The 12,362-nt window shown below is 52.9% G+C and carries 14 protein-coding genes and 2 pseudogenes; 4 read left to right on the top strand and 12 right to left on the bottom strand.

The genetic code is table 11. The features are described 5' to 3' along the window. Positions 1-59: 59 nt before the first annotated feature. From GRPL_RS00135 to parM, 9 genes and pseudogenes are all read right to left on the bottom strand, one after another. Positions 60-488 (bottom strand): antirestriction protein, encoded by a 429-nt coding sequence (locus GRPL_RS00135; protein ID WP_032700848.1) that lies wholly within the window; start codon positions 486-488, stop codon positions 60-62. 169 nt (positions 489-657) lie between these two features. Then, positions 658-1,443: a YubG family protein gene (locus GRPL_RS00130; RefSeq protein WP_032700849.1), complete on the bottom strand. Its 786-nt coding sequence runs from the start codon at positions 1,441-1,443 to the stop codon at positions 658-660. A 53-nt stretch (positions 1,444-1,496) separates the two neighbouring features. Next, the gene (locus GRPL_RS00125; RefSeq protein WP_032700850.1) at positions 1,497-1,916 is read right to left on the bottom strand and encodes a DUF1380 family protein; all 420 of its coding nucleotides are present in this window, start codon (positions 1,914-1,916) and stop codon (positions 1,497-1,499) included. 11 nt (positions 1,917-1,927) lie between these two features. Continuing rightward, complete coding sequence (locus GRPL_RS00120; RefSeq protein ID WP_032700851.1) at positions 1,928-2,149, bottom strand: YubE family protein; 222 nt, start codon at positions 2,147-2,149, stop codon at positions 1,928-1,930. Beyond that, the gene (locus tag GRPL_RS00115; RefSeq protein WP_032700852.1) at positions 2,149-2,829 is read right to left on the bottom strand and encodes a DNA methylase; all 681 of its coding nucleotides are present in this window, start codon (positions 2,827-2,829) and stop codon (positions 2,149-2,151) included. The genes GRPL_RS00120 and GRPL_RS00115 overlap by 1 nt, the downstream gene beginning before the upstream one ends. A gap of 377 nt (positions 2,830-3,206) precedes the next feature. Next, a pseudogene (locus GRPL_RS0126220) lies at positions 3,207-3,486 on the bottom strand (hypothetical protein). 317 nt (positions 3,487-3,803) lie between these two features. Then, complete coding sequence (locus tag GRPL_RS00110; protein ID WP_032700853.1) at positions 3,804-4,034, bottom strand: hypothetical protein; 231 nt, start codon at positions 4,032-4,034, stop codon at positions 3,804-3,806. Positions 4,035-4,097: 63 nt separating this feature from the next. Continuing rightward, positions 4,098-4,769, bottom strand: a complete 672-nt coding sequence (locus GRPL_RS00105; protein ID WP_032700854.1) for a plasmid partitioning/stability family protein — start codon at positions 4,767-4,769, stop codon at positions 4,098-4,100. 2 nt (positions 4,770-4,771) lie between these two features. After that, complete coding sequence (gene parM, locus GRPL_RS00100; protein ID WP_032425559.1) at positions 4,772-5,743, bottom strand: plasmid segregation protein ParM domain-containing protein; 972 nt, start codon at positions 5,741-5,743, stop codon at positions 4,772-4,774. A 231-nt stretch (positions 5,744-5,974) separates the two neighbouring features. Here parM and umuD point away from each other — a divergent pair, with 231 nt between their 5' ends. Further along, on the top strand, positions 5,975-6,406 hold the full coding sequence (umuD, locus tag GRPL_RS00095) for a translesion error-prone DNA polymerase V autoproteolytic subunit (RefSeq protein ID WP_001568036.1): 432 nt from the start codon (positions 5,975-5,977) through the stop codon (positions 6,404-6,406). After that, complete coding sequence (locus GRPL_RS00090; RefSeq protein WP_032700856.1) at positions 6,406-7,677, top strand: Y-family DNA polymerase; 1,272 nt, start codon at positions 6,406-6,408, stop codon at positions 7,675-7,677. The genes umuD and GRPL_RS00090 overlap by 1 nt, the downstream gene beginning before the upstream one ends. 81 nt (positions 7,678-7,758) lie before the next feature. Here the strand turns inward: GRPL_RS00090 and GRPL_RS00085 are convergent, their stop codons facing one another. Beyond that, a complete protein-coding gene (locus GRPL_RS00085; RefSeq protein ID WP_021312406.1) occupies positions 7,759-8,733 on the bottom strand; it encodes a ParB family protein in 975 nt (324 codons plus the stop codon). Beyond that, the gene (locus GRPL_RS00080; protein ID WP_011977818.1) at positions 8,733-9,938 is read right to left on the bottom strand and encodes an AAA family ATPase; all 1,206 of its coding nucleotides are present in this window, start codon (positions 9,936-9,938) and stop codon (positions 8,733-8,735) included. The genes GRPL_RS00085 and GRPL_RS00080 overlap by 1 nt, the downstream gene beginning before the upstream one ends. Positions 9,939-10,067: 129 nt before the next feature. Between GRPL_RS00080 and GRPL_RS28415 the strand changes: the two are divergent. Next, positions 10,068-10,143 (top strand): annotated as a pseudogene (locus GRPL_RS28415) (hypothetical protein); the annotation flags it as partial. A 494-nt stretch (positions 10,144-10,637) separates the two neighbouring features. On the opposite strand, the gene repE reads toward GRPL_RS28415, so the two are convergent. Further along, a complete protein-coding gene (gene repE / locus GRPL_RS00075) occupies positions 10,638-11,393 on the bottom strand; it encodes a replication initiation protein RepE (RefSeq protein WP_001568031.1) in 756 nt (251 codons plus the stop codon). Between the two features lie 739 nt (positions 11,394-12,132). On the opposite strand from repE, the gene GRPL_RS28090 reads away from it, so the two are divergent. After that, on the top strand, positions 12,133-12,246 hold the full coding sequence (locus GRPL_RS28090) for a hypothetical protein (protein ID WP_162180131.1): 114 nt from the start codon (positions 12,133-12,135) through the stop codon (positions 12,244-12,246). The last annotated feature ends 116 nt before the right edge of the window (positions 12,247-12,362 follow it).

The following is a 12,362-nucleotide window of genomic DNA, read 5'->3' on the forward strand; positions in this document are numbered from 1 at the left end:
GCGGGATTTCCCCGCCGTGTATGATTCCGTTACTGGATACATGCCGTCCGGGTCGTTAATCAGTCCAGCGCGGCGTAAATGGCGTTGCATTCCGGGTGAAAGGTAATGTGATCCCAAATCTGGGCATCACGCAGCATGTAAAGGTGGGTCAGGGCCGGGTTACCGCAGTCATGCCAGGACGCCAGACGACGGTTAACTGCCAGGCTGGTCAGAATAATGCCCGCCGCGTCGGCACTGACGGTACGATCGAACCAGTTTTCACCGTTCACCAGATGAACCCGCCCGCAATCAGGCATCATGTAGCCACCCCCTTCTGGTAAGCGGATGAAGTGCCAGAAACCGCCGTCAACTTCAGGCATCCATTTTTTCGCCAGGGCATACACCTGTAATTCTGCGATCATGAAATCCGTGCCGAACATGTACGGCAGGAAAGAAAGCCGATCGGACTCTTCAACATTCAGGACAGGGCGCGTTGTCACATACTGCATGGTAAAACCTCCGTCATCACATGGACTGCGACACCGCCCGCACACGCACAGCACTGACAGAGTGGAAAGCTCTCAGGCAACGTCACGCAGGGACGGGGCCGAGGAAAAGCGGAGCCGGCGACAGCCTTATCCTTCCAGGATGCTCCCGGGGGCCGCAACCCCCGGCGGTTCACGACACTGACCGGATTGTTGAAAGGGCACTGCGGACAAAGGTGATTTCTGCGCGCGCTTCTGCCATGACCTCATGTAACAGGGATAAATCCATCCACCGGCGCGCAGGCTCTCCCGGTATCCGTAACACATCACATATCTGCCCACATGCCAGGATCTGATCCACTTTGTCGCTGATAACAAAGTACTCAACGGCACTGTAGCGCGCGCCTTTGTTCAGGAGGGCATCCAGTACCACCGGTACATTGTCGTCCTCTTCGTCCAGCCAGCAGGGCATATCACTTTCCTTCACAACCAGACGGAAATTTCGTGTCTGGCGGTAAAACAGCGTTTCCCCGCGCGTGGTCAGCGCGGCCTCAATCCGGCGCGCATCCTCCCGGACCTGCCGGGAAATATCCCGCACGGCACGAAACAGGCAATCCGTCACAGCCTGAATTTCAGGCTCTGTCAGCCATTCCCCGGCCCAGGGAAAGGTTATCTGTGTTCCGTCCTCCGGCAGTTGCGGCGCGTCGGCATAGCGGCTGCCGGATAAAATAATCTGCGCTGGCGTCCCGGCTATTTTTGTCATGGCAGTTTGCAGCGCTGCGGGTACTCCACCGGTACAAAGCAAAGGAAGCAGGTGAACAATAGCGGCCGCGTCCAGACGGACATAAATACTTATCCATCCCGGTTTATTTACCGGATCACGCTGGCCAACATCGGTATGGACCGGCCATCCGTAATCAGCCAGCAGATCACGTGCACGGCGCATCACAAGGGCGTTTAAGGTGGTGGTTTCCTGCATGGTATCTTCCTCGAAACAGGGTAATGACACGCCGCCCGGGCGGCGTGTGGATGTCAGTTTTTCAGTAATGCACGCACTTTTGCTGCATCAGCAAGGCGGTGAGTAACGCTTTCCGGCACAGGATAGTTACCGTCCCGGGCGGCCCATTCCCTGCCCCACAACGCCTGTTCCGTGGTGATGAGCAGGGTTTCGAGCAGGTCAGCCGGCACCAGGACTCCCGGAACGGCCTCTTTTACCTCATCGATCAGGTCCATCACCGCACCGGCAGACACACCCGACTCAAGCCGCTGGTCTTCCGGTATGGCGTCCATGCGCTCCAGCACCGCCTTTATGTCCTGTTCAGATACGACACATTCCATCCCACCGGCCAGCGCTTCGATATCCTCCGGGGACCAGACAATCAGGTTCAGCGGGGTTTCTGCGGGATAGAGCTCACTCAGCAACCGGCAGAGGGTTTCACAGGTTCCGTACATGGTTTTTCTCCTTAGTCCTTAAAGCAGGCATCCAGCTCAAGAATGTCGTTGTACGCCGCCATAAACAGGGCATTGATGCGAAAAAGCGTCTGGCGGGTCAGGCGTTCGGCCAGCACATCGGAATCAAAGCGGTAGCGGTGCTCCATGTTGTTCAGCGTTGCCCGCAGGTCACACATGTTGTTGGCCAGTCCCGCCACCTCTGCGCGCAGCTTTTCGTGTCCGGCATAGTTCATTACGCGGCCTCCGGATAAAAGACGTCGTTGGCGGCCGGGCGCTGCATGGCGCGCTGGACAGCTGACAGGCGGGCGATTCCGGCGTTGTGGTACTGCTCCATCAGTTCAATACCGATGTAACGGCGCCCAGCCTGGAGGGCAGCCACACAGGTGGAACCAGAGCCGGCAAACGGGTCGAGAACAATGGCGTTCGGGTGTGTGAAGCTCTCGATCAGCGGCTGAAGACTGGTCACTGGCTTTTCGGTCGGATGGTGGCGGTTGCCGCTGTATTTCCAGCCCAGCACGTCCGGCAGCGGGTCCTGCGGCAGAGGCGGACGGCCTTTTGCCAGGACATAGGCGCATTCATGGCGGTAGCCGACATAGGCGGATTTGGACGCGTAAGTTTTGGTGAACACCAGATGCCCGACCACGCTGAACCCGGCACTTTTCCACGCGGCCATAAAACGATCGACGCGGTTCCAGCCATAAAAACTGACCATCAGCGCGTCCTTTTTGAGTACGCGGTACATCTGATTGCAGGCAGGCTGAAGCCATTCGTCAGTTTTGTCGCCGGCGAGGGTGCGGCCGGAACGGTCACGGAAGCCGACCAGGTACGGGGGATCGGTCAGAATGAAATCGACGGCGCGATCGGGAAAGCCGCCCATAATATCGATACAGTTACCCAGGATAAAACGGGACATAGGGATACCTCGTGGTGACAGGGGGCACTCAGGAGGACGTCGGTACGACGTCCGTTCCCTGCTGCCCGGAGCCTGTACGCCGCGACCGGTAACGGGTCAAGCTGACCGTGGAATACCGCAGCCGTCAGTCTTTCCGACGGCAAGGCTATGCCGCGAAAGCGGCTTGAAGGGCGATCATCAGAATGCGAGTGGATGGCGTAAAATCACAACGACGCCGGACAGGAGCGGAAAAGCCGCCCGTCCCGTGTCCGCCCGGGCGCGGCACACTGGCTCCGGGCAGTGACTATCCCCGCGCCAGGCGCGGCATCGATGCGGAGCAACGCGACATCATTATTTTCTGACGTACCGGGCAGGAGCTCTGCCCGGCAGATGTCATGTCAGCGTGTGGTATCCCGCCAGTCATTCCCCCACTCGTCACGCAGTACCGGGGCATCCGGCGCGCCGGTCACGGTCCACACATCGAGGAACTTCAGCCCGCGCAGGGTGCTGTTCTCCACGTCCTCGAGCAGAATGATGCTGTCAAACCAGACCACCGGGATACTCCTACCGATGCCGGTCATCCTCGCGTTTCAGGGATGGCCACCAGGTGCGCCCCATTTCCAGGACACCCGCTTCGGCCTGCTCCAGGTCAGTCGCGGATACCAGGTAATACACCATCTGCCGCACCCTTTTCGACGGCGAGGTTATGCCGCGAAAGCGGCTTGAAGGGCGTTCCTCAGCATGGCGCAAACCGCCACCACGCCAGGCAGGATTTGTAAAGGCGCCCGTCCCGTGGCAAACCGGACGCGGCACACTGGCAGCGTGCGGCAGCGGAGGCACGGGTTAACGGGTGAAAGCAGAAGAAACTGTCGGGAACCCGCTATCCACAAAACGTCTGTTTAACGCTGTGGATAACCTGGAGGCAGGTGGCGGAGAAGAGCACTAAGACAGGCGCCGCGTCAGCTGTTCTTTTTTTAAGCAAAGCGGAAAGGATATCAGCGTGGCCGGGTCTTGTCTCCGGCCACGGACAGGCCAATATAGACGCCTGCCCCCCAGATGACCTGCGACAAAATGAAAACCCACTGCGGAACGTCAAAAACCAGAAGCGGAAGCAGACACAGCGTCACAATGCCAATCAGTCGGCTGCCGAATTTCCTGCGGACCAGTTCACTGCTGTCGACGGGAATGCGGGCGAAACGGAGAACACTTCTGAATCCTGGTGACATGAGAATCTCCCTGGGGATGAAAACCATTTGATATCGGTATATTACTGGATGTGACTCGTACTTTTAGTCACCGAATGCACGCCGCATATTTTTCTTTATTTCCCGGGTATCCGAACCAGACACCGGCATGGCAGATGTTGCCGGCGTATCCGGTACTGCAGCAGCAGCCCTGTTCACGGCAGTGGTGCCGGCCATCTGCTGAACCAGTGCCTGCAGCTCACTGACCGAGGTGGGCGGTACCGGCATACTGGTCAACAGGCGCGGCAGTTCCGGTGCCGTCGTGTGGAGGGCCAGACCGGTGATAATCAGGTTTCTCAGCAGATCCCCACGCAGACGGGATGACGCTTCCGTCAGCACACTTTCCACCCGTTCCCCACTCCGGCCATTTTGAAGCGTCAGGGTGTAACGCCGGCGCTGGTATTCCGTCTCCGGTGACATGGGCAGAGCAGCCTCACCATTTTCGGGCTCATCTGGAAGTCCTGTGAGTGAGGACCAGGTTCCGGAGACCAGGGCCATAACAGCGCAAAGGCGGGCAGCGCTCAGCTGCCCGGCAAAGAACACCGGGATCAGCGCCGGTAAACGGGCATCCACCTGGTATACCACCGCCCCGGCGGTGGCGGCGGTACGGATGAACTCACCGCGCAGGGGCTGTGAGATGGTGCTGATGGTTGCCATCGCCGCGATGTCGGTGCGATCGTCGCTGTGCAGATAGAAAGAATACTGGCCGTCCGGCACGTTTAGTCCTCTTTATTGTAAAGGGCAATCTCCCTGGCCAGCGCCATTTGCGGATCGCCTATAACCTCGATACGGTCAGGGGCCAGAGGCCAGGCCTGACGGATAGCTTCTTCTATGAGGGAGGCCCCTCCCCCGACCAGGAATACCCGGTTAACGTTCCTGAAGGCAGTCAGCTCACTGGTGACTCGCGCACCCAGGGAGGTGATTGCCTCTGTTATTTTGTTCCGAACCTCGTCAATTTTACCTGCATCGTTGATCACACGCTGCAGATACTGACGATCATTGCGGTTGCGGATGACCGTGTCGGCAATAAGCGCGCTGGTTTCGCTGTCTGCCGCCCGCAGCGCGCCTGCAGCTGCGCGGGTGACCTGTGACACGCCGACAGACGGATTACCGTGTACCGCACTGATATCATCAAACTGTCCGACAATCACGCCGGCATCGAGCGTGGTTCCGCCGAGATCAATAATCAGGGTGGTCTCAGCGGGTCCGGGCTTCAGCTCCGCGAGACGGGAGAACGCCGCCGGCAGTGATTCCGGCATCACCTTCACGTCCGTTACGGTAAATGCTCTGCCCTTATTCAGAACCAGCTCACGCATCAGGTTTTCTCGTTTGCGTCGTATGTTCTCCTCGTTCCGCTGGCAGTCCCCGTCGTAATATTCACTCAGGGGCAGCGTCACGGTCAGGCTCACCGGTTGCGGCTCCAGTCCGCTGTTCAGCAGCGCATGATGCACAGCCAGCAGGTTGAGATCACCGTACTGATATTCCACGTTTGTTGTCGGGATGGCATCCCGGCTGACGCTGTCCCAGGTGTATTTCAGCGTGCCCACCTGATAATTGAACGTTGCCGCACTGAATTCCGCCACTTTCCAGCCATGCCTGAAGGAGTTCGCAGAGACCCGTGTCTGAAGCTCATCTCCTTCAAACCATGCCAGCTTAACATTAGTTGAACCATCATCGCAGTAAATATTCATCATTATGCTCCGTTAATTACACTCAATTTGATACTAATTATAAGAGCAAAATGAAAAAAACAAAGTTATATTTCTCAATATGAGCAATATAAATAAATCAAAATGATTAACAATGACATTTTGAGCACCTTTATTTACTCAAAATGTTCGTGCGGCGGGCGTTCTGGATTATCGTCACGCTGTCAAATATACTGTATGCATAACCAGTGCTTTGAGATATCAGGAGGAAAGATGAAACTACAGCTTTTCAGCACCGGGAAAGAACTCCCGCCACAGGCCCATCCATTGTTTGCCGATCTGGCCAGCTGCGGTTTTCCCAGCCCTGCAGCTGACTATGTCGAGTCCGATCTGGATCTCCATGATTACTGCATACGGCATCCGAGCGCGACTTACTATCTGCGTGCCAGCGGAGACAGCATGGCCGACGGCAGTCTGTACAATGGCGATCTGCTGGTTGTGGACAGTGCTGAAAAGCCGCGGCACGGCGATATCGTTGTCGCCAGCGTACAGGGGGAGTTTACGGTGAAAAGGCTTCTGCTGACGCCACGACTGACGCTGCAGCCCATGAATGCCTCCTGGTCGCCGATTTATCCTGACCCCGACGAGCTGGATATCTTTGGCGTCGTCACGCATATCATCCACCGCCCGAGAGAGATGTACTGATGTTTGCCCTGGCCGATGTGAACAGCTTCTATGCCAGCTGTGAACGTGTTTTCCGACCGGATTTGAAAGGAAAGCCAATAGTCGTCCTGAGCAACAACGACGGGAACGTAATCGCTCGCAGCGCCGAGGCGAAGCCCTGGATCAAAATGGGGACTCCGTGGTTTCAGATAAAAAACGAAAGGTACCCGGAAAAAATATATGCGTTTTCAAGTAACTATGAACTTTACGCCTCGATGTCGGCGCGCGTGATGAACTGCCTGGAGGAACTGGCCCCCAGGGTGGAACAGTATTCAATTGATGAGATGTTCCTCGACCTGACCGGCGTGGAGCACTGTATGGAGCTTGAGGACTTCGGCCGGCAGCTGCGTCAGCACGTGTATGACTGTACCCGCCTGACCATTGGCGTGGGCGCCGGACCAACGAAAACCCTCGCAAAATCAGCCCAGTGGGCCTCAAAAGAGTGGAAACAGTTTCGTGGCGTACTCGCTCTGACCAGGGGAAATCCGCAGAGAACGCGGAAACTGCTTTCACTGCAGCCGGTTGAAGAAATCTGGGGGGTGGGTAACCGTATTGCACGCAAGCTAAATGTGCTGGGCATAAAGACCGCGCTCGATCTGGCTCTGACGAACCCGGCCTTCATCCGCAAAAATTTTTCTGTCGTCCTTGAGCGAACGGTACGGGAACTGAACGGGGAAAGCTGCCTTTCGCTTGAGGAAGCCCCTCCGACGAAACAGCAAATTGTCTGCAGCCGCAGTTTTGGCGTGAAGATCACGGAGTACGAGTCGCTCCGTCAGGCTATCTGTCAGCACGCAGAGCGGGCCTCTGAAAAGCTGCGTAAAGAGCACCAGTATTGCCGGCATATTTCCGTTTTCATCAAAACGTCTCCGTTCGCCGTTAAAGAGCCTTACTACGGCAACGTGGCTACGGAAAAACTTCTTACACCCACTCAGGACACCAGGGACATCATTGCAGCCGCCACAACGGCTCTGGAGCGTATCTGGAGGGATGGGCACCGGTATGCCAAAGCCGGAGTTATGCTGAATGACTTCACCGGCTCCGGCGTTTCGCAGCTGCAGCTGTTCGACGAACGCCCGCCACGCCCTCACAGTGCTGAGCTGATGAGGGTTCTGGACGGGATCAACAACTCAGGGCTGGGTAAAGTATGGTTTGCGGGGCGGGGTATGGCCCCGGAATGGCAGATGAAACGGGAGATGCTTTCTCCTGCTTATACGACACGATGGTCAGATATTCCTGCAGCGAAACTGGCGTGAAACTTTGGCGATTTCACCTTGAAATTCTCAGCCTAAACTGCCTAATTACAATAAGTTAGATGTGAAATCGCCATGGCGAAATTATTGACTCAAATTTCTGTCAAGGACCTCGTTGATAGCCTTGTCCAGTTCATCCTGAATCACTTTTGACATACGGCTAAACTCATAAGTCAGCGTACGCCCTTTCACACGCTTACGCGCGAACTTGTCCTTTTCTTCAAAAGACCAGAGTGGGGAAACCACTGACTTTTCCTTGGGAGATGGATCTATCAATGCCTGAGATGCCTGAGAAATCAGCTTCAGAATACTGGCTTTCTGTTCGTCTTCTGGTCGTTCGCCATCACTCAAAATTGCATCGAGCTGAGCTGATACAGACTGAATGAGTTCTTCAGGCGTTAATCCCTTTTCACTGAGTTTTTCATTAACTTCTAAAAGAAGTTTATAGTCACTAAACGATAGCTCCGACTGAACCGGGAACAGAGAAATCAAGTCTTGCGGTACGGCCGCCGCCTGCAGCGCCCTGGTAACTTTAGCCTGAGATAACCCCTCCAGTTCAGCAATTTCCTTTTGATTAAATCCGGACTCTTTAAGAGCGATCAATCTCAGGCCAATCTCCCGAAGATTATGTTCTTTAGCTGTCTGGATATCTTTAGCCAGTTGGCGAGCTTCATCAGCTGATAAATGTTCTTCGGTGACCATTACATCAAGGCCTGTACGGACAAAAATTGCTGAGGCTCGCCGTCTTGAACCATCCAGTATCTCAATCCTTTCACTTTGCTTAATACCAATACAGGGAAAGAACTGCTGAAACTTAATCGTCTGGATAATGGATTTCAGGGACTCCCTGGTCAGTGCAAGTTGATCTCTTCCGTTGTTTTCCTGGTTTACGAAGGTCTTACTTTCAACTTCAGATGCAGGCACCCGAACAAACCTGAACGTTACCTTCCTGCCGGTTTTTAAGGTAAATACCTGGCTTCTACCGGTGTCCGTCATTTCGACCATTGACGCCTGAGTATTTAACTGTCTGCCGATGGTTTTTCTTTTCTCATTCGACATCACATACCTCCGTTAGTACGAATGAACTCGATGCGATCAAAGACTGCCTTCGCAAAGTCTTCCGCTGCTGATTTTGCGCTTTTTAGTGCCTCTGTACTTCCATCATAGGTTGCTGGATTTGCTGAAATAACTGTGTCAAAAGTCTCCCCGCAGCGTTCGAAACCATCCAGTCTCGGCAGAACCATGTCTAGCATATCGGCACCGAAAACCTCTTTGGCCTGACTATGGCAAATTTTGTGATCAGACTTGTTCAGGATCTTGGACATGAAGCCGACATTACCGATGAGATTGCAGGTGTGCCCATCCATTTCGATGGAATCTATGAGGGCAGGGAGGCTGGCCACAAACTTCAGGGAAGAATGAAAATCAACCGTAGCCGGTGGAAGAGGGGTCAACATCAGGTCTGCCGCCCCAATGCAGTTTTTCAGGAACGCATCAAGGTGAGGACCACTATCAAGGAAAATAAAGTCGTAGTCATGCTGGAGCTTATCGATAATGTTCTCTTTAAGCACAGCATGAATATTTTTCCCTGGAAGATGTTCTTCACACAATCCCTTCCAGCCTTCAGCAAGGAATGCATCGTCAATGGAAGCGGGGATTACATCAACACCAGGGATAATAGACGGTACTATAAAATCGGAAAGTAATTCTTCACGAGACACGTTCTGGAGCATGGCCTGAGCAGCCGTATTTTCAACCAGGCCCACTGAATTCTCATGGCTCAGGAACATTGTCAGAGATGCCTGCGGATCGAAATCGATGGCCAGAATACGCAGGTCTTCGAACAGAAGCTGAGGATGAGCTCGAAAAGCATGTGATAATGAAGCGGTAGAAACTGTCTTGGAACCACCACCTTTAAGATTACATACAAAAATCGTAAAGGCTTTATCGAAGCGATCCCTGTACTTGGGTACTTTACGATGGTTATACAGATCGATGACATTCTGAATCGTCATCGCGTATTTCATTGTATTACCAGAAGGTTTCTTTTTGAAAATGTAGCCACCGGCTTCCATTTCGGCCACAGCATACTCAACACTGCCTTTACTGAGCTTAGGCAGCTTATACAGAGCGGCTTTGCTGTATTCCTGATAGAACTCGGTAAGCTTCAATTCCTCTTTTTGCTGGCGGATACTCTCGCTCAAAGATGTCAGAAGCTTACCTGCACGTGTAGCAACTTTCCGTAACTGCTCAATATTGTCCATTTATCACCTCATGACGTTTTTTGTCATTTTGAACAAAAAGAGTCATGTTGCAAGCAAAAAATCATATTGTTTTGATTTCGCTCTCAACAGGAGGGGGGAGAAGCTCGACGGGCGTGCCACTCAATCACAGTGCCGCAACACGCAGACGCACTTATGACCATCACACAACAACTCGTACAAAAGGGTATAGAGAAGGGTATCAGCGCTCGCCGCAGCCATGTAACCGAGCGTAGCGAGCGAACTGGCGAGGAAGCGGGGAGGAACTGTACAGGCAGATAGCTCTTACGCTCAGCACAAGAAGAGTTATCCATCCTCTGTGGGAAACAGGTCAACTTCATGGACGGCCAGGGCTGCGGGAAACACCACAAGTATAGGCACACACGGATAGCCTGATCAGAGCAACAAGTGTGACAATCTGCCCTCATTGATTATGACGAACTTGCCCCCTCATGTCACATGACTAACGGGAAGAGGGGAAGACCTAGTGTGACAAACTGCACTCATTTAACTGTGACAAACTGCACTCATGTATTGTGACAAATTGCCCTCAAACTTGGTTTCACTACCGGTTATAGCCAAAAAACTATGAATAAGCGCAGGCCACCAGGGATGGAACAGCAAAACTGTGACAAATCACCCTCAACCTGCCGGATCTAATGTGACGAACCACCCTCAAATCTGTGACAGATAACCCTCAAACTATTCTGTTGTCATCGAGGTAATATCACGGAAGGAAAATACGATATGAGTCGTCTGGCGGCCTTTCTTTTTCTCGATGTAAGAGAGGCGCATTGGTGTCCGGCTATTGATCTCATCAACACTTGCCTGCAGGAAACGCCGGCGAAAATCCGGCATACGCTGGTAGCTTTGAGGTAGTTGGTAGCGCTCCATGATCCAGTCGATTTTCAGAGACACGACACCTGAGCCATCAGGTTTACGGTACTGACACAGGGATTCGTATAAACGCATTGCATACGGATTGGTAATCTCTTTTGTTTCACTTAGCCGGAACTGCGTAAACCGGTTCTGTAGCCCGATGAAGAAGGGAATGAGATATGGGTTGATATGTACGCTGTAAAGCCCTCTGGATGGACTGTGCGCACGTTTGATAAACCAGGGAAAGGATTCATACCCTTTTTCATCGCCGGCATCCTCTTCAGGGCGATAGAAAACCACTTCCTTACCTGCAAAACCTTTTAAAGCCTGTCGTATATCCTTACTGGCTTCAGCGGAGGTCAGCCCGAATGTTTCAGCGTATTTAGCAACGTGAATTTCGCAAATGCCATCATGTTCTTGCAGGGAGCCGTCGGATTTTCTGATCTGATCAACGAACAGATACAGCATACGTTTTTGATCCCTGGAAAGACTATATGCCGCCTCAGTCAGCTCATTTGACTGGACAATCCGCGGGCTATTTTTACGTTTTTTATGGTTTATAACCGCTATTTCCGCCATGACAGGTCCATGTGAAGTGTGACAGGTTTTCAGATTGTCACACTTTATAAAACAGAGTCAACAGAGATGGATAACTTTGTGAAAAGCAACACTTCCTGAGGGCAATTTGTCACAGGGTTAAGGGCAACTTGTCACAGAAAGGACGGCTATTTGAGGGTAATTTGTCACACTGAAAGGGCGGTTTGTCACAGATCCCTCCCTGGAACCCGCATGGATAAAGGCCTGTGAGCATTCTAAAAATAAAGATCTAACAACTATTAAAAAAGATCTTATAAAAATATCCCCGTGGATAAGTGGATAACCCCTAGGGGAGGTGATTTTTCAGGCATTGAGCGTATGCAGAATTTATGAGTTCTGTTCCCTGGTGCTTCCTCGCTCACTCGGGGCTTTGCCCTGTCGCTCGGCTGCGGCGAGCACTGCTGGCTCGCTCATATCCGTGGCCGGAATTTAGACATACAGAACATACAGTCCAGTTCCACCGGTTGTGAGAGATCCGACCCGCCATAACTGAGTTGCGTAAGCGACTTTTCAACGCCTTACATTTAATTTTCCGCGACGTAAGGCATAAAGCTTGTTCTCTTCATTGTTGACCTACTCCGCCAACGTGACAACCCGCACGAAGATTTCTATCGTCCCTGCAGGCATATTCGAATCGTTTTTATTAACCCTGGCTGCCGTCGTGACAGAACACTACTTCCTGTAAACGGGGCCAAGGCCTATGACACACCTTAAATTAATAATGCGGAGATTTACGATAATGCCATTGCTGGAGACGTTCCTGACTGCCTCACCCGCTTCTCAGGGGGCAACAATCCTGTTCCTTGCCATGCTGATATACTGGCAAAAGCGATAAGTCCATGCGGGCTGGCCATTGGCCAGCTTCGCTGTATAAGGGGTAAAAAGCGGCATATCCAAACGCTTAGCTAGGCAATTTGAGTTCAGATATCTATGCTTGCGATCCGGACAACA

The organism is Klebsiella planticola ATCC 33531 (assembly GCF_000735435.1).
Taxonomy (GTDB): domain Bacteria; phylum Pseudomonadota; class Gammaproteobacteria; order Enterobacterales; family Enterobacteriaceae; genus Klebsiella; species Klebsiella planticola.